Origin of the sequence: Clostridium sp. 1001271B_151109_B4 (assembly GCF_015670405.1) — a bacterium.
Classification (GTDB): Bacteria; Bacillota; Clostridia; order Clostridiales; family Clostridiaceae; genus Clostridium.
In genome coordinates, this window is sequence record NZ_JADPBQ010000016.1 from 1 (window position 1) to 22,558 (window position 22,558).

Annotated in this window: 14 protein-coding genes and 1 pseudogene; 12 read left to right on the forward strand and 3 right to left on the reverse strand. The window is 28.9% G+C overall.

Annotated elements, in window-relative coordinates; translation table 11 throughout:
- Positions 1–1,058: pseudogene (locus I4V63_RS11340) on the forward strand (collagen-like protein); the annotation flags it as partial.
- A gap of 79 nt (positions 1,059–1,137) precedes the next feature.
- Here I4V63_RS11340 and I4V63_RS11345 read toward each other — a convergent pair.
- Entirely contained in the window at positions 1,138–2,382 is a 1,245-nt protein-coding gene (locus tag I4V63_RS11345; RefSeq protein ID WP_196001364.1) for a DUF1002 domain-containing protein, read from the reverse strand.
- Positions 2,383–2,622: 240 nt separating this feature from the next.
- Between I4V63_RS11345 and I4V63_RS11350 the strand changes: the two genes are divergently transcribed.
- The 7 genes from I4V63_RS11350 to I4V63_RS11380 all read left to right on the forward strand — a co-directional run bounded on the left by I4V63_RS11350 (position 2,623) and on the right by I4V63_RS11380 (position 16,497).
- Positions 2,623–3,828, forward strand: a complete 1,206-nt coding sequence (locus tag I4V63_RS11350) for an NAD(P)/FAD-dependent oxidoreductase (protein ID WP_196001365.1) — start codon at positions 2,623–2,625, stop codon at positions 3,826–3,828.
- Positions 3,829–4,178: 350 nt separating this feature from the next.
- On the forward strand, positions 4,179–4,790 hold the full coding sequence (locus I4V63_RS11355; protein WP_196001366.1) for a hypothetical protein: 612 nt from the start codon (positions 4,179–4,181) through the stop codon (positions 4,788–4,790).
- 135 nt (positions 4,791–4,925) lie between these two features.
- Positions 4,926–6,728, forward strand: coding sequence for an FUSC family protein (locus I4V63_RS11360; protein WP_196001367.1), 1,803 nt, complete (start codon positions 4,926–4,928; stop codon positions 6,726–6,728).
- Positions 6,729–6,979: 251 nt separating this feature from the next.
- Positions 6,980–7,852: an MBL fold metallo-hydrolase gene (locus I4V63_RS11365; RefSeq protein ID WP_196001368.1), complete on the forward strand. Its 873-nt coding sequence runs from the start codon at positions 6,980–6,982 to the stop codon at positions 7,850–7,852.
- A 224-nt stretch (positions 7,853–8,076) separates the two neighbouring features.
- On the forward strand, positions 8,077–11,145 hold the full coding sequence (locus I4V63_RS11370) for an alpha-amylase family glycosyl hydrolase (RefSeq protein WP_243280495.1): 3,069 nt from the start codon (positions 8,077–8,079) through the stop codon (positions 11,143–11,145).
- An 18-nt stretch (positions 11,146–11,163) separates the two neighbouring features.
- Entirely contained in the window at positions 11,164–12,528 is a 1,365-nt protein-coding gene (locus I4V63_RS11375; protein ID WP_196001369.1) for a hypothetical protein, read from the forward strand.
- A 42-nt stretch (positions 12,529–12,570) separates the two neighbouring features.
- Complete coding sequence (locus I4V63_RS11380) at positions 12,571–16,497, forward strand: starch-binding protein (protein ID WP_196001370.1); 3,927 nt, start codon at positions 12,571–12,573, stop codon at positions 16,495–16,497.
- Between the two features lie 94 nt (positions 16,498–16,591).
- Here the strand turns inward: I4V63_RS11380 and yaaA are convergent, their stop codons facing one another.
- Positions 16,592–17,332, reverse strand: a complete 741-nt coding sequence (gene yaaA / locus I4V63_RS11385) for a peroxide stress protein YaaA (RefSeq protein WP_196001371.1) — start codon at positions 17,330–17,332, stop codon at positions 16,592–16,594.
- Positions 17,333–17,574: 242 nt separating this feature from the next.
- On the opposite strand from yaaA, the gene I4V63_RS11390 reads away from it, so the two are divergent.
- The 4 genes from I4V63_RS11390 (at position 17,575) to cls (ending at position 21,292) form a co-directional block, all read left to right on the forward strand.
- Entirely contained in the window at positions 17,575–17,865 is a 291-nt protein-coding gene (locus I4V63_RS11390; protein WP_196001372.1) for a Dabb family protein, read from the forward strand.
- Between the two features lie 27 nt (positions 17,866–17,892).
- Positions 17,893–18,906, forward strand: coding sequence for a phosphotransferase (locus I4V63_RS11395; protein ID WP_196001373.1), 1,014 nt, complete (start codon positions 17,893–17,895; stop codon positions 18,904–18,906).
- A 114-nt stretch (positions 18,907–19,020) separates the two neighbouring features.
- On the forward strand, positions 19,021–19,566 hold the full coding sequence (locus I4V63_RS11400; RefSeq protein ID WP_196001374.1) for a nitroreductase family protein: 546 nt from the start codon (positions 19,021–19,023) through the stop codon (positions 19,564–19,566).
- Between the two features lie 286 nt (positions 19,567–19,852).
- Entirely contained in the window at positions 19,853–21,292 is a 1,440-nt protein-coding gene (gene cls / locus I4V63_RS11405; RefSeq protein ID WP_196001375.1) for a cardiolipin synthase, read from the forward strand.
- A 186-nt stretch (positions 21,293–21,478) separates the two neighbouring features.
- On the opposite strand, the gene I4V63_RS11410 is transcribed toward cls, so the two are convergent.
- Positions 21,479–22,387, reverse strand: a complete 909-nt coding sequence (locus tag I4V63_RS11410; RefSeq protein ID WP_196001376.1) for a LysR substrate-binding domain-containing protein — start codon at positions 22,385–22,387, stop codon at positions 21,479–21,481.
- Positions 22,388–22,558: the final 171 nt, after the last annotated feature.

Here is a 22,558-nt window from a genome sequence, read left to right on the forward strand (position 1 = left end):
GAGCAACAGGTGCGACAGGACCACAAGGATTAAGAGGAGCAACAGGAGCAACAGGTGCAACAGGAGCACAAGGTATAGCAGGAGCAACAGGAGCAACAGGAGCACAAGGTGTAGCAGGAGCAACAGGTGCGACAGGACCACAAGGAATAAGAGGAGCAACAGGAGCAACAGGAGCACAAGGTGTAGCAGGAGCAACAGGAGCAACAGGAGCAAGAGGAGCAACAGGTGCAACTGGAGCAACAGGTGCACAAGGAATACAAGGAGAGCAAGGAATACAAGGAGTACAAGGGGAACAAGGACCACAAGGAGAACAAGGACCACAAGGTGTACAAGGTGAGCAAGGGCCACAAGGTGTACAAGGTGTACAAGGAGAACAAGGACCACAAGGATTAAGAGGAGCAACAGGTGCACAAGGTGAGCAAGGGCCACAAGGAGAACAAGGACCACAAGGTGAGCAAGGGCCACAAGGACCACAAGGAGTACAAGGAGAACAAGGACCACAAGGAATAAGGGGAGCAACAGGAGCAACAGGTGCAACAGGACCACAAGGATTAAGAGGAGTAACAGGAGCAACAGGTGCAACAGGTGCAACAGGAGCAACAGGAGCAACAGGAGAAGCTGGAAACATTGATGATTATGGGGTAATTTATAGGCCATTCCAAGATGTTCAAGAATTATCTTATGCTGAAGATGTTGTTTTTAGTAATCATGAAATTACAGGAAATAATATTAAACATGATGATAATACTGCAGCAATAATATTATTAGGAGGACATCCTTATTTTGTAAAATATACAGTATCATATTCAGCTACTAGCTGTGGCTGCAATGGAAATGATATAATTTTTGCTCTTACTGATGGTAATGGAAATGAGATACCAGCAAGTAAGCATGTAGCATCAGTTTCAAATCAAGTTTATGCTAATAATATTTCATTAGGAATTCTATTAGAAGTTAATGATGGTGAAATGGCAATTGTTAAGTTAACTAACCTTACTCAAGATATTCCTACAGTTAGAGTTCATGCAGCAACTGTAACAGTTTTTGCATTAAACTAATAAAAGTTAATTAAAAGTAAAAGGACTACTAACTATATAAAAGGTTAGTAGTCTTTTTAAAATTTAATTAATAATTATATTAGTTATCTGTATTAGTAGTATCATAAGGTGATGTATTAGTATCTTCTAGGAAATTTGAGGTATCTTCATCTGGAGTTGTATCATTATCTATTGTATCATCAATAGTGTTATCTGATTCTGTGTTTTCAGAACCACCAATAATAGGAGTATCAACAGGATCCGTAGAATTATCATTATTTATATCATTTGAATCATCGTTAAATAAACCTGTAAACCAATTCCATATTTTTTCAAAGAAACCTTGAGTTTCTTCAGCACTTGGTAATTTAATTACATTTTCATCAGTCGCATCTACAACAACATTATCACCTAAAAGATCATCGTTAGTTGTTTCTAATATACCTAGGTCTTTTTCATTACTATTAAATAAACCAGTAAACCAATCTCCTAATCCAACAAACCATTCCTTTATAGACTCAATAATGCCTGTTGATACTTTTTCACCCATAGCATCAAGTTTTTCGTTAACAACATCCTTAACACTATTTAAGGCATCTTTCATTTCTTTATAGTCATAATCTTGTTCTGAAACTTTAGCCATTAAGTTTTCTAGTTGTTGTTGTTGTTCAGGTGTTAATGTAACGTTATAATTATTAGTTATATTATTTATTGTATCGGCTATTTGTACAGTATCTTGAGTATTATTTTTAATAATTTCAGTTTTAATATCATTTATAACACCAGTTGCCTTATCTTGTCCAATATCTTCACCTAAATCACCAGTTATAACTAGCTCTTCAGAAGCAATTTCCTTTTTTGTTTCATCGAGAGGTTCACCAGTTGCATCTTCAAAAGCTTTCATTATTCCAGTTAAAGCACCAGTACCACTTACACCACCAGAAATCGGAGTCATTGCAATTACATTTGCATCAGTAATGCCACAAGTGGTAAGAGTACTAGCTATCATTGAAGAAGTAACATAAGTTAAATTTACTGTTTTAACATTAAGACCATTTCCTTTTGAAGTAGGTTGTACATAAGCACAAGAGTAGGTTCTTGTACCAAGTTGAGCTTCAGTAGCAACTCCTTCTAAGTATTTTCTTTCTTCTTGGTTATTAACTTCTAATATAACAACTTCATTTTCTTTTACACCGAAGTAATCTAAAACTATTTGTTTTTGTTCAGCAGATAGGTTTGTCCCTAAAGTTACAACATTAGCACCATCAGCATAAACTGTGCTAATATTTCCTAAAATCATTATTCCACATATAAGTAGTGTAGAAATCATCTTCTTTAATCCCATAATTATCTCCTTTAAATTAAAATATTTTATTGTAAGGTAAGTTAAATACCTAAATGGAATTACGTAGTTAAAGCAGTATGTATTACCTATTTTAATAAATTATATCTAATTAATATTTTAAAATCAAATGAACACTTTCTTAAAAATTTATAATTATATTATGGATTATATAAATAGCTAGAATTATAAAGTATGATATAATGAGTAAATAAACAAAGGAAATTTAGTGAGGTGACAAATTTGGCTAAAGTTATAGTTGTTGGGGGAGGGCCTGCTGGAATTATGGCAGCTCTTAGTGCAGCAAAAAATAATGAAGTTACATTAATAGAAAGAAATAAAGAAATTGGTATGAAATTAAGACTTACTGGTGGAGGTCGTTGTAATATAACTAATAATAGAGATATAGAAGAATTTTTTGATAAGATAGTTAATAATAAAAAGTTTTTATATAGTGCATTATATACATTTTCTAATTATTCACTTTTAGAATACTTTAGTAATAATGGGCTTGAATATAAAGTTGAACTTGATGAAAAGGTATATACAAAAAGCGATAAGGCTGATGAAGTTATAGAATTACTAAAAAATGATTTAGAGAAGAATAAAGTAAAAATTAGATACAATACAATGGTAAGTGACTTAATAGTTGAAAATGAAGCTATTAAAGGGGTTGTAACATCTTATGGTGAAAGAATATTAGGTGATAAAGTAATAATAACAACAGGAGGAAAGAGTTTTCCTAATACAGGTTCCGATGGGGCAATGTATTCAATATTAGAAAAGCATGGGCATACAATTACACCTATATATGCAGCTTTAATTCCACTTGTTATAAAAGAAGAGTTTGTTAAAAGCTTACAAGGGGTTGCAATGAAGGACGTAATAGTTTCTGCAAAACTTAAAAAGAAAAAAATAGAAAAGTTTGGAGATATGTTATTTACACACTTTGGTATTTCAGGTCCTGCGGTTTTAAAACTTTCTTCATATATAACTAAGGCCTTAAGTGAAGGTGAAGTAGAGGTATCTTTAGATTTCTTAAAAGATAAATCTAAAGATGAAATTTCGCAAATAATGAGAAGTAATCCTAATAAAACTGTATTAAATAATTTAAAAGGTATTCTTCCACAGAACTTTTTAAAAGTTATATTTGAAATGTTAGGATTAACTGAAATTAAATCAAGTGATTTAAAGAAGGAAGATGAAAATAAAATAATTGAATATATGAAGGAAATGAAGCTTACTGCAAGAGAAACTTTAACTATAAAAGCTGCTCAAGTAACATCAGGAGGAGTAAAAGTAAAAGAAATTAATGCTTCAACTATGGAATCTAAGGTAATTAAAAATCTTTACTTTGCAGGTGAAGTTATTGATATAGATGCAGAAACAGGTGGATATAACCTTCAAATGGCTTTTTCAACAGGATATTTAGCCGGCTCAGATTATTAAAATAATTATTTTGATATATAGTTAATAATATATGAATCTATCAAACAGTAGATAAATTTTTAAACTTATCTACTGTTTTTTATATTATAAATCAAATAAATTTAACACCTAATATTACTTTGTACATTTGATATTTTTTTATTTTATTTAATAAATCATTTTCACTCATAAAATATCATATTTTCAAAAGTATATATCCTTAGTTAATTCAAGATGAAGTGAAGTTACAAAATAACTTAGATAGTTTATTAAAGAATTATGATTTGATTTAAAAGATCATATTTTGAGATTGTAGCAAATAAAAAATTAAAGAGTATTATGATAGTAAGTAGTTTTTTATGGGGAAAATTATGAATCAAAATGGAAATAATAGTTTTGATGAGTTTATAAAATTTTTTAATGAATATATGGCCTCTTTTGATTCAGAAACTACTGATGAAAATAGCAGTAGTAACACTTCACAAGCAAGTAATGGTAGATGTGAAAATTGCATGTTTGGAAATGAAAATGCAGAGGCTACAGAAGAGCAAAGGAAGGCATGTAGTGATGTGCCAGGTGGATTTCAAGATTTTAATCCACAAATACTTAATTTGATAACTGTTTTGTTTGGTAATATTGCAGCACAAAAGATGCCATTTAATGTACAAAATGCTTTAGGTAACTGGCTTCAACTTTTAGGTCAAGTAATAATAACATTTAATGCTCAACAGCAATATTTTCAAGGTGGACCAGGAAGAATATATAATCCAATTTATAGAAATGCAGCTAATCCATTTTGTTCAAATTCTAGCGATGAGGGACAAGCTAATGTAAGTTCAAGTAAAAAGAAAAAAACAACCAGCAGTTCAGAAAATAAAATGCAATCAAGTAATGATATAAATGAATTAAAGAAATCCATATCAGAGTTAAGCAAGCAAATCAAGGAATTACAAAGTGAAATTGAAGATTTAAAGAAAAAATAAGGGTGTAAAGCTAAAAATAAATAGCTATTACATCTTTATTTTATTATAAATAATTTTTAGTATGGAATAGTTATGTATTTATAAGGAGAAAGTAATAGTGGAAATTTAATTCTTTTAAACAAAGGTTGTGAGAAAATGCTTGATTATTTTGTGAAAAAATATAATTTAAATATTACATCAATGATAAGAAATGGAACAGTTGCAGTAATTACAATGGCTGGTGTTGGAGTTTTATTTGGTGTTAAAAATATAATGATAGCATTTCCAATTGCATTAACCTCAACAGTAATAGGAAGACAGAATTTTTATGTTAAGCCATTTAGTAGAATAGGAAGAATATTATTATTAGACTTATTAATTGTTTTAGTAGCATTTATATCATCATTAAATCCATGGATTGGTATATTTATAGATTTAATAGCAATATTTTTAATAATATATATTATATCATCTCCTTATGATGCAACCTTTTATAAACCATTTATAATGTTATATGTGTTTACTCAATATTCTAAGATCTCTATTTATGAACTTCCAAATAGGTTATTAGCAGTTGTTTTTGGTGTAATGATAATAATTATAGGAACGTATATTAAAAGATCTAATGCAAAAGTTGTTTTTGGAAATAGTATTAACTCTGCATTAAAAAGTTTAAAGATTCAAGTAGATAATATTTTAGAAGATAATTTTGATTATAAGCTAACAAAGGATTGTTCAAAAATAATGATGGATTTGGTTTATAAAGTATATACAACAAGGCATAAAGGATATTTAACTACTAATCTTGGGACTATTCAGTTTAAATTATATTTAAATATAGAGTATATAAATATATGTTTGAAGAAGATTTTTCAAGAATATAAAAACAATAATATATCAAAGGAACAGATGGGGGATTTATGGTCATTAATTGATTTAATAATTAATTATTCAAAACAAGCATGTAAGATAAGCGATATAGTATATAAAAATGCTTTTATAATTGAAAAAAATAGAAATTCAACAAATTTGTATAAAGAAGTATTATTTGCTATTTCTTCCATCATAGAATGCATTAGAGATTTAGAAAAATTAGATAATAAGGATATTAATAAAATATATAAGAATTGGGAAAGAACTTATTTAGATAAGCCAAAAGTAATTTTTAAAGAATATTTTGTAATTTCATCAATTAGATTTAAATTTGCTATGAGAATGTCAATTACATTGTCATTTGCTATTTTTATAGCTGAATTTTTAGGATTCTATAAAGTAATTTGGGCTATAATCACTATTATGTCTATTATGCAACCTTATTATGAAGATACTATTTCAAAGAGTAGAGAAAGGGTAAAAGGAAATATTATAGCTATTTTAATTACAGGAATAGTAATACATTTATTTGATTCTAAGAGGGTTGTAATAGTAATTTTAATTTTATCTTTATATCTATTATATGGATTTAAGGAATATTATAAAATATCATTATTTGCAGCTATGGCATCAATATGTGTATCATCATTAACAGTAAATATTAATAAATTATTATTTTATAGAGTTTTATACGTAATTATAGGTGTAATAATTGTTTTGTTAGCTAATAAATTTATATTTCCATATAAATTGAAAGATGGAATAGAGCAACTGGTTAAAAAAATCTTGAGATATGACGAATATTTAATGAATTCTACTCGTGATTATTTAAATAAAACTAATGGGGCTAATTCTATAAGGGATTTAGTAATACACATAACCTTATTAACACAAAAGCTATATCTTAGAAATATGCAATATGGAGATGAAAAGATTGAACAGTTTGTTGATTTGAATAATGAGATTGTAGTAAGAATTGGATATAAAGCATTAATTGTTTATGGGAAAAGATATAATGAAAATATTTTTAAATATATAAGCAGTTTATATGAGGAATTTCAGGAGAGAATTAAAGGGTTAATATAATAAAAGATATAGATTAGAAATAGGGGGAACTAATCTATATCCTTGTGAAGGGAATGATATTAACTAACAAATAACACTAATTTCTATGTGCTATTTTCTTTAGTATAGTCCATGAATATGTCAAATTTATGACAGTTATATGAATTTAACATAATATAGAAAATATTAATTTTATATTTGTATAAGTTACTATGTTAAAAGCGTATAATAATATAAATAAAGTATTTTTTTATAGTTAAGAAGGGAGATAAATGAAAAATGTTGTCTTAAAAAAAGTTAGCACTAGATTAATAATAATAATTTTAGTAATTATATTTAGCATAATAGGATTTTTAAAAATAAAAAGTAATAGCAAAAAGTGGGTAGATGCAGATGTTACTGTTAAGTTACCTTTTGAGATAGATATATTGAGCACAGGAAAGTCAGATTTTATTTTGATTGAATGTGAAGGGAAATTTATTGTTATAGATACAGGATTTTATGAAAATAGTACTGTAATAAATGATTATTTAAATTATAAAGGTGTTGAAGAGCTTGAATATTTGATTTTAACTCATAATGATAAGGACCATATAGGTGGAGCACCAAGTATTTTAGATAATTTTAAGATTAAAAATTTAATTCAAGCTGATTATGAGAAAGATACTGTTCAATATAAGAATTATGTTGAGGCAGTTGAAAGAAATAAGTTGATACCAGTTTTATTGCATAATGAAATTACTAGAGATGTTAATGGTGCTAATATAACTATTTACCCTGCTTTAAAAGATAAGTATGAAAAATCTAATGATTACTGTATTATTGTCGGAATTGATTATGGAAAGTATAGATTTTTATTTGCTGCAGATGCTGAAGATGAAAGAATGAGGGAGTTTATTAATGAGAATAATGGTGAATATACTTTTTTAAAGATGGCGCATCATGGAATATATAATAAAGAAGTGGGAGACTTTTTAGAATCTGTATCACCTAAATATGCAGTTATAACTTGTTCTCAGTTTATGTATCCAGATAGAAAATTAGTATCTTTATTAGAAAAATATAAAATAAAAACTTTTTATACTAGTAGTGGCGATATTAGTATTAAGAGTGATGGTGAAAATATTTATTTTATACAAAAGTAATATTAAATAGTAGAGGTTTTCCTAAAAAAACAAATGGTTTCATTTGTTTTTTTATGTCTAAAATTATAAATTTTTGTGAGAAAATCTAAAAATGTATTTTGTAAAAAATTACAAAAAAACAAATAAGACTACTAAATGATTGCTACTGGGATATATTTGATATATAGTAAAAATATATAACAAACACTTATATAGAAAAATAAATAGGGGGGAGAAGTTTGAAAATGAAAAAAATCAAACGGGTAATAAGTGGAGCGATAGTTTTTACTGTTATTGCAAGTAGTCTTGTAACCGGTGCTACAATGAGAACAAGAAGTTTTAATACTACTTATCTCAACAATTATCAACAAAATGAAAACGTTTTAAAAATTGACATGGATGAAGATGGACAAGTAACATATTCTACAACAAGTAACATTGAAAAAAGCTCTGATACACAGGAGGAAGTGAAATTTTCATGGGATAATGCAACTGTATATTTTGTTTTGACTGACCGGTTTAAAAATGGTGATATCAGTAATGATCATTCATATGGACGAGGGTTAGATCAAAATGGAAATGTTCAAAATGGGTATGAAAATAATCCCGGAGCCTTTCACGGTGGAGATTTAAAGGGTTTAACACAAAAATTAGATGAAGGATATTTTACTGACTTGGGTGTTAATGCAATATGGTTAACTGCACCTTATGAACAGATACATGGATATACTTCAGGAAATGCAGCAGGAGGAAATGGAGAAAATAATGGAGAAGGATTTCCTTATTATTCATACCATGGATATTGGGCATTAGATTACACCAATATAGATGAAAATATGGGTAATGAAGAGGATTTTAAAAATTTTGTTGATACAGCTCATTCACAAGGAATTAGAGTTGTCATGGATATAGTTTTAAATCATGTTGGATATACAACTATGAAGGATGCTAATGAATATGGATTCGGTAGTATGATAGATGGATGGGAAGATTATTACTATGGAAATTTAAGTGATTTAAGTGGAGGAACAGTTGAAGCAAATACTTGGTATAACAAAGAGGATTCTACATGGGCAACTAAGTGGTGGGGATCAGATTTTTTAAGGGTTTCAGCAGGTTATGATGGATATCCAAAGGTAAATGAAGGTGGTGGATATACAGATTCACTTTGTGGATTACCAGATATAAAAACAGAGAGTACACAAGAGATAGGACTACCACCAATACTAGAGACAAAATGGAGAGAAGAAGGTAGATATGAAGAAGAAATGAAAGAGTTGGATGAATTCTTTACAAAAAGAAATTTACCTAGAACTCCAAGAAATTATGTAATAAAATGGTTAACAGATTATATTAGAGATTTTGGTATCGATGGATTTAGATGTGATACAGCAAATCAAGTTGATATGGAATCTTGGTCAGCTCTAAACGAAGAAGCAGATATAGCATTCAAAGAATACAAATCAAATAATCCAGATAAGGTATTAGACCAAGAGGCAGAGTTTTGGACAACTGCAGAATCCTGGGGACATGGAGTAGGGAAATCAGCATTCTTTACATCTGGAAATTTCAGTTCTATTATAAATTTCACATTTAAGGGAGCAACAATTTCAAATTTAAAAGCAAAGTATAATGAATTAGCAAAGGTTAATAAGGATGATGATTTCAATGTACTAAGTTATATTTCATCTCATGATGACTCAATCTATGATAGAAATAAGCTAATTGATGGAGGAACATCATTACTATTAGCACCAGGAGCAGTACAAATTTTTTATGGTGATGAGACAGCAAGGCCATTAGGATGGGAAGATTTCTTCACAAAGGGAGAATATAAAGATCAAATGTATCGTACATCTATGAATTGGAGTGACTTAACAGATTCAAGTAGCCAAGCTTCACAAACATTAACTCATTGGCAAAAACTTGGACAATTCAGAAATAATCACTTATCAGTAGGTGCAGGTGAAAATATAGATATATCAGAGTCTCCATATACTTTTGGTAGAGTTTATAATAAAAATGGAGATAGTGATAGAGTAGTTTGTGTTGTTGGAGCATCAGGAAGAATAGATGTGGATGTTTCAAAGGTGTTTAGCAATGGAAGCAAAGTAAGAGATGCATATACAGGAGATATAACAACAGTTAAAAATGGTAAAGTAACATTTACTGCAGATACAAATGGGGTAATATTAATAGAAAAGGGTGATAAATCACCAGATGTTAGTATTAGTGAACAATCAAAAAAATATTATACAGATACTTTGGAGTTGAAACTTTATGTTAGTAATTCAGAAGTAGGAAAATATAGTATTGATGGTGTAGAACAAGGCACTTATACAAATGGACAAACAATAAGTATTGGTAAGGATGTAGAGTTTGATGAATCAACAGTGGTAACGGTTTCTGCGAAGAATTTAGATGGAGAATCAGAAGCAACATATACCTATACGAAAGTAGATGCAACTAAGTTAAAAGTTAAAATTAATTATGATAATCCTAATAATTGGGCCAATCCATATGTGTATATGTATAGGGAGATTGATGGTGTAACAGAAGAAGTAGCACCATGGCCTGGAGTAAAGTTAGAAAAAGATAGTGATGGGTGGTATAGCTATAGTCAGCCACTTTGGGAAAATGCCAAAGTAATATTTAGTAATGCTGGTGGAAGCCAAAACCCAGCACAAGGACAATCAGGTTTCGATGTTAAGGATGAAATGTGGTATTACCAAGGTAAATGGTATACTCAGAATCCAACAGGACCGACTATAAATAGTATTAACACTGATAAAAAATCACCACAACTTATAAATGAAAGTATTCAAATTTCAGCAGATGCAAGTGGTACAGGAGAACTTAAATATAAATTTGAGGTTGAAAAGGATAAAGTAACCGAAATAATAAGTGAATATTCTTCTAATAGTAGTGTCATTTGGAATCCGACTGAAGTAGGAAGTTACACAATAAAAGTTACTGTGAAAGATTCAAATGAAAAGTTAAGTGATAAAGAAATTAAATTCATAATTGAAAAAGGAAAGCTAGTTGTTAATGAAGTTACTACTAGTAAGGAAACTATAAAAATCGGAGAAGTTGTTGAAATAAGCACTACGGCTACAGGAGTTGGAACTCTCAAGTATAAAGTTTCTACTCATGAGATTAATGAAGGGTGGAAGAGTTTAACTTCAGAGTATTCTACTGAAAATAAAATAGAGTGGGCACCAGAAAAAGCAGGAGTATATAACATTTGGGTTGATGTCAAGGATGATGATGGAAATAAGGAATCAAAAAATATAACTATAAAAGTTATAAATTAGATTAGGTGGGAGGTAAATATGAAATCTATTTATAAAAGATATTCAGCAATAGTTGTAGCCGGAGTTGTTGGAGCTAGTATAATTAGTGGACCAATTACTACTTTTGCACAAGAAAATAAGATAATAAGCAAATTTATAACAAGATTAAATTTAAGGAGTAGCGATGAGGGAAATTATTCAACAAATGCTACTGGAGTAGGTCAGTATAAAACCATTAATAGCATAAGTGATTGGACAGAAGATATGATAATTGCTCAAGGTGTAGCTAATGATGATGCACGTATATTTAGGGGATCCCATGAAGGACCTGTATATGATACGTATGCACTATATGGAGCCTGGGATGATAATAATTTATATCTAATGTGGCAATTTGTAAATGTTACAGATGTTGTAGATCCAGCTCAAAATTACCCAATCAGTGATAATGGAAAACCATATAATGGTGATATACCACAGATATTAGCATTTAGTATAGGTCCAAATAAAAGTGGGGATGGTACTATAAAGAAAACAGATTCTAAAACAGGAGTAGTAAGTTATGATGAAAATGTTTGGGGAGTTAGGGTAAACTATGAAACAAAAGTAGATACACTAATGTATTTTTCAAGTAAGCCAGGGGTAGGACAACCAGCGATATTTAAAGTAGAGGATGATTCTTGCTTTAATTATGATACAGCTGTTGGATTTAAGGAAGCTGGAGTATCATTCAAATATGATAATGGATTTTTAGGAAATACAATGTTAGGAATTAAAGATAATGGATGGGCAGGCTATACTCCGGATGATTTATATGATAGCGCATCTAATTGGGTTAATATGTTAGATGAAGGTCATGATACAAAGCAAGATACAATGTACTCTATGACAATTCCGTTAGAGTCATTAGGAATTGATAGAGATTATATTCAGAACAATGGTATTGGGGTTATGCATATATCAACGTTTGGTCAATCAGGAATAGCTTCTTTACCACATGATAAATCAATGCTAGATGTTGCAACTGAAGAGTATGGACCAGACTCATCAACTTCAGCAGAAAAGGAAGATTATGATGTTATTACTGAATCTTTAGCTCGTATAGGTAAAAAAGAGATTAGTGAAAATAATAAAATAGATATAACCAATATAAAGACCGATAAAGAGAGTGGAAATGTTGGCTCAGAAGTTAAAATAACCGCTGAATCTAAAGGAGGAAAAGATGTTGTATATTCAATGTCTGTTCATGAAATAAAAGATGGATGGAGAAAAATAAGTGATTTCTCAGATAGTAATACAACAACATGGGTACCGACTAAAAAGGGAAAATATAAAATATGGGTTGATGCTAAAGATTCTTCTAACAATAAAGCATCAGGACATATGGATTACACAGTAAATTAAGTAAAGTAATTCATTGTAGAAATATAATATGGAGGGAAGATAATGAATAATAGAAAGAAGTTTACCAGTTTTTTTATTGCTTTAGTATTTGCTTTAAGTTTATTATTTAATAATTTTACAGGACTAATAACTATAGCAAATGCAACAGAAACAACACAATCTTTAGTTAGTACAATAGATGATGGTGCGATTTTGCATGCATGGAACTGGTCATTTGATACAATAAAATCAAAGTTACCTGAAATTAAAGAAGCTGGATATACAGCAGTTCAAACATCTCCAATTCAAGGTAATAAAGAAGATTTAATGGCTAATTCAAAGTGGTGGATATTATATCAGCCAACTAATTTTAAAATTGGAAATGCTCAATTAGGAACTAGAGAACAATTTAAAAATATGTGTGAAGAGGCGGATAAGTACGGTGTTGATATAATAGTTGACGTCGTTGCTAATCATACTGGTAATAGAGGTGGGGGAGACGACTCTTACTATCCAGCAAATAATGTTGATTCGTCTATAAAAGATGATTCAACTCTTTGGCATGAACATAAAGGGGTTAGCGATTGGAATAATAGATGGCAAGTAACTCATTTAGGAATTGGTCTTCCAGATTTAAATACATCAAGTTGGAAATTGCAAGATATGGTTATAAGTTTCTTAAATGATGCTATTGCTTGTGGAGCTGATGGATTTAGATTTGATGCTGCTAAGCATATAGAATTACCTGATGATGATGGTGGAAGTGATTTTTGGCCAAGAGTTTTAAATTCTTTAAATAATAAAGAAAATTTGTTTATTTATGGTGAAGTATTACAAGGTGGAGCAGATAGAATTAATGCATATCACACTTATATGAGAACTACAACTGACTGGTATGGTGGATCAGTAAGAAGTGCGGTTGGATATCATAGTACAGCTAATGTAAACAATGCAAAAAGTTATACTGTAAGTGGTAGTGCTTCAAACTTAGTAACATGGGTAGAATCCCATGACACTTATGCAAATGATGGCAAAGAAACAGTTGCTTTGACAAATGAACAAATTAAATTAGGATGGGCAATAATTGCAGGGCGTTCAGGTTCTACTCCTTTATTCTTTAATAGGACAGCAGGTGGATACTTAGCTGGTAACATGGGAAGTGCTGGAGATGACATGTGGAAAGATCCAATAGTAGTAGCAGCTAATGATTTTAGAAATAATATGGCTGGTGAAGGTGAATATATAAGAACTCAAGGTAATAACGTATTTATTACAGAAAGAGGAACAAAGGGGATAATGATAGTTAATGTTGGAGATGGGACTAGCATTAATTGTGACACGAAATTAGCTAATGGGCAATATATTGACTCAGTATCAGGAAATACATTTACTGTTTCTAATGGAAAATTAACTGGTAATATTGGAAGACGTACAATAGCAACAATTTATGCTACTCAAGTAGGCAATGATCCTCAAGTAAGTAGTTCTATAGTATCAGGAACTAAGTTTGTAAATTCATTAAATATAACATTAAGTGAAAAGTATACTAAAAGTGCAACATATTCTATAAATGGTGGAAATGCTGTAATTTATACTAATGGTAAGACTATAACATTAGGTTCAGAATCAAAGGTAGGTGATATAATTGCTTTAACTTTATCAGGAATAGGTGAAGATGGGAAAAATGTTTCTAAAGAATATAAATATGAGAAAGTTGATGTAATTGAGAATGCTACGGCAAAGATTAAATTACCTAGTGGATGGTCATCAGCAAATATATATGTGTATGATGAAAGTGTAAGCCCAACAAAGGAAGTTGCAAAATGGCCAGGAGTAGCAATGACTAATGAAGGTAATGGAGTATATAGCTACACATTACCAGACGGATGGGGCGAAAATACTCAAGTAATATTTAACAATGGAAATAACCAAATACCAGCAGCACAACAACCAGGTTTATTATTAAAGCCAGGTGAGGTAAAGATTTATGAGAATAATTCATGGAATAATGTAGTGGTTCCAAATCCAGAGGTATCAAGTTCAATAGCTGATGGAACTCAATTTACTAATTCATTAAATATAACTTTAAATGCAAAGAATACAGTAGAAGCAACTTATTCAATTGATGGAGGGAGAGAAACTACTTATACTGACGGAAAAGCTATAACAATAGGTAAAGATACAGCTATAGGATCTACAGTTAAATTAACATTAATAGGTAAAAATTCAGAAGGAAAGACTACAACGAAAACTTACACTTATAAAAAGATTGATAAACCAGTTGTAACTACAGCAGTTGCAAAGATTAAATTACCTAGTGGATGGTCATCAGCAAATATATATGTGTATGATGAAAGTGTAAGCCCAACAAAGGAAATTGCAAAATGGCCAGGAGTACCAATGACTAATGAAGGTAATGGAGTATATAGCTACACATTACCAGACGGATGGGGCGAAAATACTCAAGTAATATTTAACAATGGAAATAACCAAATACCAGCAGCACAACAACCAGGTTTATTATTAAAGCCAGGTGAGGTAAAGATTTATGAGAATAGTTCATGGAATAATGTAGTGGTTCCAAATCCAGAGGTATCAAGTTCAATAGCTGATGGAACTGAATTTACTAATTCATTAAATGTAACTTTAAATACAAAAAATACAATAGAAGCAACTTACTCAGTTAATGGAGGGGATGCAAAAACTTATACTAATGGAACATCAATTACTTTAGGAGAAACTGTAGCTATAGGTGATATAGTTAAGTTAACATTAACAGGTAAAAATTCAGAAGGAAAATCTACAACAGTAACTTATAGTTACAAAAAGGTTGAAGCGCCTGTTATAACAACATCAGTTGCAAAGATTAAGTTACCAAGTGGCTGGTCAAGTGCAAATATTTATGTATATGATGAAAGCGTAAGCCCAACGAAGGAAATTGCAAAATGGCCAGGAGTACCAATGACTAATGAAGGTAATGGAGTATATAGTTACACATTACCAGATGGATGGGGAGAAAATACACAAGTAATATTTAATAATGGAAATGTTCAAATACCAGCAGCACAACAACCAGGATTATCATTGCCAACAGGAAAGATAGGAACTTATGAAAATGGTATGTGGACTTTAATAGAGGCAGTTAAACCAATAAAAATAACTTCATTTATAGCAGATAAAGTGTCACCACAGGTTGCAGATACTACCATAAAGTTATCAGTAACAGCAACTGGTGGAAATGGAACATTAGAATATAAATTTACTTGTAGAAATACTGAAACCAATGAAGAAAAAACTATAAGAGGATATTCTACAAATAGTACAGCTGAATGGACACCAATTACAGCTGGAACTTATAAAGTATCAGTAACAGCAAAGGATTCACAAGGGAATACAAAAGAAGAGTCCTTTGAGTTTACAATAGACCCAAGGAATACAGATATAGTTTTAAATTCTATTAATTTAGATAAAACAGAGGTAAATGTAGGCGAAGAAATTTCAATTTCAGCAGATGCAACAGGTGGACTTGGAAGTTTAAGTTATAAATTTTACTATAAGAAAGGAAGTGAATATACTACAATAAAAGATTATTCTAGTGAATCATCAGTAAAATGGGCTCCAGAAGAAGAAGGAGAGTATTATGTTTATGTAGATGTTAGAGATTCAGCAGGTAATTTAAAATATATATCAAAAAAAGTTACGGTAAGTAAAAAAGCTGTTGAAATTACAGATGTGATTGTGGATAAAGCTACAATAAAGGTAGGAGATAGTGTAAACGTTACAACTATAGCAACAGGAGCTTCTAGCCTTCAGTACAGAGTAGCTGTTCATGACTTTGAAAATACATGGACAACATTACATGAATTTAAAGATTCCAATGTTACAATTTGGAAACCGGAAATTGCAGATAAGCATGTAATTTGGGTAGATGTTATTGATGAAGATGGTGGTTATGCTTCAAAATCAATAGAAGTTACTGTTATAGAATAGCAAAAATAAATTAAGACTACTGTAATAGCTTTTACGGTAGTCTTAGTTAGCTTTATTTCATGGTATAATTTACATATTACTTTAAATATATATTTTATTTTACAAATACAAATTCTTTGTCGGTAGAAAGCTCTTCTGAATATTTAAAAGATAGTTCAGAGAAGTTTTTAACATCCTCAATATTCTCTATATTATTAGAAGCTAAATATCGTACCATAAGTCCTCTAGCCATTTTAGCTTCTGTAGCTTTTACTTTAATTTTATCATCTTTTAATTCACCAAATATACAAGTAACAAAGATATCATTTTTGCTTAAATATTTTTCTATTATTTTACTATATTCTTTTGAGGCTAAATTTAAAATAACATTACTAGTTTTAGTTACTTCCTTATATAAGTTGTTGCCCCAAAACTCATAAAGATTTTTATTATTGTCAATTTTGAGTTTTGCTTGCATTTCTAATCTATATGGAACAACTCCATCAAAAGGATTAAGAACTCCATAAAATCCAGATAGTATTTTTAAATGTGATTTAACATAATTAAATTCATCTTCACTAAAAGAATCTGGAGACATATATTTATATTGAATTCCTTCATAAGTTAGAAGGGCAGGAGATAAGTTTTTATCTAAATCCATATTTTTATATCTTTCAAAATTTAATTTAGCTAAGTCATCATTACAAACTAATAGCTTTTTTAGTTCATCATATGAAAAAGATTTTAATTGATTATATAGTATGTTAGTTTTATCCATAAAAACAGGATGATATTCAAAAATAATATCATCATTATTTATCTTCATTTTTTTTGCTGGTGAAATAATTATATTCATTTTTTCAACTCCTAAATTATCTAACTAATATTAATTATTATTTAGTATAACATAGTATTTAAATTTATTATAATGAATAAAGTTAAAAAAATATTGTAATTATGTTTAAGTAAAAATAAATAAATATCTAATAAAATAAAATGTTAACAGTAAACATGTAAACAATTGGAAAATGAAAATTTTAAATAAGATGTTACTTTGATATAATTAATATATAAATAAATTAAAAGGAGAAGAAAGATATGATTAAGCATATTATTTTATGGAATTTTCAAGAAGGTAAGGGGAGTGAAGAAGATAAATTAAAGATTAAAAATGGTTTAGAGAGCTTAAAAAATAAGATTCCAGGAATTGTTGAAATTGAAGTTATAACTAATCCGATAGCAGGAAGTAATGCAGATATAATGTTAAATAGTACATTTGAAAGTGTTGAAGCTTTAAATAATTATCAAGTTCATGAAGAACATGTTAAGGTTGCCACAATTGTTAAAGGTGTTACTTGTAATAGAATGTGTATGGATTATGAAATATAGTTTATAAAACTTTCAGGGGGGAATGAAGTGGAACAAGAATATATAGATTATATTGTGAAACAATATTTTAAGGAAGAAAATTATTATGTTAAACAAGGAAGTAGTGGAATGAATAATACCACTAAATTCTTAGTTATAGGAGATAAAAAATATATTTTAAGGATATATGAAAGTCATAGAGATAATAAAAAGGTAAACTATGAGCATTTAGTTTTAGAAGAACTTAATAAAAGAAGTTTATCATTTAATGTTCCAAAACCAAAAGAAAATCTTGAAGGTAATACTGTAAGTATGGGAATGGATGGGAAACTAGTATCTGTAGCAAAAATGATAAAGGGAACTAATCCAGAATTACATAATACTAAACAATTTTATAGTTTAGGCAAAGCTGTTGGTGAAATAACAAAAGTGTTAGGTAGTATAGAAATTGAATTTAAGCCTATTTATGAACCATGTTATGAGCTTGAAAAATCTTATCCTAAATGCACTTTAAATAAGGCTATAGAATTTTGTATTAATCCACCGAATGAATTTAATGAGGAAAAAGATAATTTAATGGAATTAAGTAAATATTTTATTGAATTTAAAGACGTAATACCTAAATTAAGAATTTTACCACATCAGATTATTCATGGTGATATTAATGCATCTAATGTATTAGAAGATGAAAATAACAATATTTCAGCAGTTTTAGATTTTGAGTTTTCAGCGAAGGATTTACAAGCTATGGATTTATCAATATGCTTGTCAGAGGCAATTTCAAGTGAAAATGATGATAAAGTAAAGCTTGAAAATATGAGGAGCTTTATTAATGGGTATAAAGAATATGTAAAGCTTTCTCTTGAGGAGATAAATGTAATACCATCATTGATTATGCTGAGGAGACTTGATGTAATATTACACTTCCTTGTTAGGTATAAAGAAGGTATTAGCAATAATTTTATGTCTGCAGAGGAAATTTTAAAAGAGCAAATTATAAAAGCAACAACACTATGTAAATGGGTTAAAGCAAATGAAGAAAAAATAAGACAATTATTTTAAGTGAGATTGAAATATTAGTTTATAAAGTAATATGGGGGTAAGCATATCAAATAGATTTATTTATATAAATTAATATGGAGGGAAAAACAGAGTATTTTTTAGGAGGGTTTTGAGATGAATGAGGTTATAAAAAATATTAAAGCTAGAAGAAGTTGTAGGGAATATATTGATACACAAATATCAACAGAAGATTTGAATGAAATTTTAGAATGTGCTTTATGTGCACCAAGTGGAATGAATAGTCAAGGATGTTATTACACAGCTATTCAAAATAACGAAGTATTACATGAATTAAATAAAGCTGTTAAAGAAGTATTTAGGGAAAGAGAAGATTCAAGAGGATTTAGTGAGGATTATAATTTTTATTATAATGCACCAACCCTTGTAATAGTTACAGCTAAAAAGGATTATAAATATTTTTATACTGATGGAGCAGCAGGGTTAGAGAATATGTTTTTAGCTGCAACATCATTAGGAATGGGAACTTGCTGGATTAATCAATTAGGAGATACTTGTGATGATTTTAGGGTGAGAAGGATTCTTGATAGATGTCATATACCATCAAATTTTGCAGTAATAGGGTGCGCAGCAATAGGCTATTCAGCAAGAGCAAATGTTGCGCCAAAGAGAGTTCAAGGAAGAAGTTTAATAGTTAGATAAAATAATTTTTAATATTATACCAATATATATTGAATCTATTTTAATCAATAGGTGTATAGATATATATTGGTTTTTATTTTTATAAAAAGGTTAATGCAAAATGTTTTCTAAAATATAAATTTGTTTTATAATATGTATATTATAATGGGAGAAAGGCTTTATCTATATAATTGATAAAGCTTTTTATATGTGTGAAAAATAAGTTTATAGAAATGTTAAATACTAATAATATAATTTTATAAAGTGGATATTTTAATAGAAAAAATAATATACAGGAGATGAAGAGATGTTTAAGATAATGACAGTTTTAATTCATGTAATTAATTTAGTAACAATATCGTATATGATATTTAAAGAAAAACGTTCAGCAAATAATATCATAGCATGGACATTGATTTTATATTTAGCACCGTTTATAGGTTTTATTATACTTATACTTATTGGTAGAAAAATGAATAAAACTAATATGTTTGGATTTAAAAATGCAGAGCTAAAAATATTTGAAAATTACAAAAATCAAATTAAAGAAAGAGGGGACTTAAAAGAGGAAGGTGTCGATAAAAAAAATATTGATATGATTAGGGCTCTTGAAGCTATGGATTATTCTCCATATAGAAATGACAATGAGGTTTATATGTATTCAGATGGAACCTTATTTTTCGAAGAATTATTGACAAGTATAAAAAAAGCCAAAAAAAGTATAAATATAGAATTTTATATATTTAAAAATGATGAGATAGGAACTAAGATATTAAATATATTAGAAGAAAAAGCTAAAGAAGGAGTAGAAGTTAGATTATTATATGATTCAGTTGGAAGTAGATCTTTAAATAGAAATGTGCTTAAAAAATTAACTGATGTTGGAGGTAAAGTTGGTGAATTCTTTCCTTCGTGGCTAAAACTCATTAATATTAATATGAATTTTAGAAATCACAGAAAGATTGTTGTAATAGATAATAAGATAGGATTCGTTGGTGGATTTAATGTTGGAGACGAATACTTAGGAAAGAACAAAAAATTTGGATATTGGAGGGATACTCATATAAAATTTAAAGGCAGTGCCGTTAAGGATTTAAATTTAAGGTTTTTAGCAGATTGGAGATATGCTACAAAAGAAGAAGTTACATTAAATCATGTATTAGAAGTTGAAGAAGAATATATAGAAAGACCTAATATAGGAATGCAGATAGTATCAAGTGGACCAAATTTAAGTGATAAATATGAAATAAAGTTAACATATTTAAAAATGATACAAAAAGCAAAAAGATATCTTTATATACAATCTCCTTACTTAATCATTGATAATAGTATTTCAGATAGTTTAAAGTTAGCAGCTGCTTCAGGAGTTGATGTAAGAATAATGTTGCCAGGTAAAGGTGATCATCCTTTTGTATATTGGGCAAATTTAGTTTATGCAGGTGAATTAATAAAGGAAGGGGTAAAAGTATATCATTACGATAGAAATGCTTTTTTACATGCAAAAACTATAGTTATAGATGATGAAATTTGTTCAATAGGAACTGCTAATATGGATACAAGAAGTTTTGAATTAAACTTTGAAGTTATTTCAGTGATATATTCAGAAAAAATAGCAAAAGAGCAAAAATATGAATTTGAAAAAGATATGATGAAATGTGAAGAGTTAACCATAGAAATGTATAATAAAAGAAGTACATTTGTTAAGGTTAAGGAGTCTATTTCAAGATTATTATCAGATGTTCTATAAAAGAGATAAGGTAATGAATAAAATAAGAAAAACAAAATTATATCCAAGATAGAATAAAGATTAATTTTATTTTAAAATGTATGCAAGTTAATTAAGATACTTATAAATAAAAAAATAAATGTATTATTACAAGGAATTAATATAAAATCTTAAAAGAACTTATATTAATTCCTATGTAGAATGCATTTATTTTTTCGAGTTCTGCAGTTGTATGATACTAGAATACTCCTTTAATTCATCTAAAAATATGCTAGCGGCCTTTGAAAGAGTTAATTCTTTTGGATAAATAATGGAAAGTGAGCGAGTAAAGTGATTATCAAGTTTTATACTAGATATTTCATTTCTGTTTTCATCTTCAGCAATAACATGTTTAGAAATTATAGTTATTCCTAAATTATTTTTAACAGCTTCTTTAACAGCTAGGTTGCTACCTAATACCATCATGCTTTTAGTGAGTATTTTATTTTCTGTAAAGAATAAATCTAGATATTCTCGAGTTCCAGATCCTTCTTCTCTTGTAATCCAAGATTTATTTTGAAGATCTTCAATGTTAAATTTAGAATATTTTAATGAATCATTGTAAGGTATAGCTAATACCATGTTATCGTCTAAAAAGTACTCTTGTTTAAATAAGGATGATGAAGCAGATCCTTCTATAAGGCCTATATCTAATTTGAATTTTTTTAATTCGTCAGAAATAAGAGATGTATTTTCTATTATGACCTCAATATCAACATCAGGATATTTTTTTGAAAAAATGGCTAAAAATTTAGGTAGTATGTACTCTCCTATAGTTAAGCTAGCACCAATTTTTAAGCTGCCTTTAATAGAAGAAGATAGGGTTTTAACATCCATAAATGTTACATCTAATAAACTTATTATTTCTTTAGCCCTTTTATAAAGTGTGTATCCACTTTCGGTAATAGATATATTTTTTTGCTTTATTGATCTGTTTATTAAAGTAACTCCAAACATATTTTCTAAATTTTTAATATGAGCACTAACACTAGGTTGGGATAAGTTTAAATGTTCTGCTGCTTTAGTAAAATTTTTATAATCAACTACAGCGATAAAAGTTTTAAATTCTTCAATCATTTTAAAACACTCCTTATATAATTTAAGTATAAAGTAATAATATTATTATAAACTATTATTATATACAAATCATCAAAAAAAATAATGATTATCATGATTAAGATTTACTTTACTAATGAATAAAAGATGGGTATAATAATAGTATGAGAATTTAAATAACAAAAGATAAGG

Bases quoted from the DNA above. Each gene is read 5' to 3' on its own strand.
- I4V63_RS11345 (WP_196001364.1), bottom strand. From the start codon at position 2,382: ATGGGATTAAAGAAGATGATTTCTACACTACTTATATGTGGAATAATG.
- I4V63_RS11355 (WP_196001366.1), top strand. From the start codon at position 4,179: ATGAATCAAAATGGAAATAATAGTTTTGATGAGTTTATAAAATTTTTT.
- I4V63_RS11360 (WP_196001367.1), top strand. From the start codon at position 4,926: ATGCTTGATTATTTTGTGAAAAAATATAATTTAAATATTACATCAATG.
- I4V63_RS11365 (WP_196001368.1), top strand. From the start codon at position 6,980: ATGAAAAATGTTGTCTTAAAAAAAGTTAGCACTAGATTAATAATAATA.
- I4V63_RS11370 (WP_243280495.1), top strand. From the start codon at position 8,077: ATGAAAAAAATCAAACGGGTAATAAGTGGAGCGATAGTTTTTACTGTT.
- I4V63_RS11375 (WP_196001369.1), top strand. From the start codon at position 11,164: ATGAAATCTATTTATAAAAGATATTCAGCAATAGTTGTAGCCGGAGTT.
- I4V63_RS11380 (WP_196001370.1), top strand. From the start codon at position 12,571: ATGAATAATAGAAAGAAGTTTACCAGTTTTTTTATTGCTTTAGTATTT.
- yaaA (WP_196001371.1), bottom strand. From the start codon at position 17,332: ATGAATATAATTATTTCACCAGCAAAAAAAATGAAGATAAATAATGAT.
- I4V63_RS11390 (WP_196001372.1), top strand. From the start codon at position 17,575: ATGATTAAGCATATTATTTTATGGAATTTTCAAGAAGGTAAGGGGAGT.
- I4V63_RS11400 (WP_196001374.1), top strand. From the start codon at position 19,021: ATGAATGAGGTTATAAAAAATATTAAAGCTAGAAGAAGTTGTAGGGAA.
- cls (WP_196001375.1), top strand. From the start codon at position 19,853: ATGTTTAAGATAATGACAGTTTTAATTCATGTAATTAATTTAGTAACA.
- I4V63_RS11410 (WP_196001376.1), bottom strand. From the start codon at position 22,387: ATGATTGAAGAATTTAAAACTTTTATCGCTGTAGTTGATTATAAAAAT.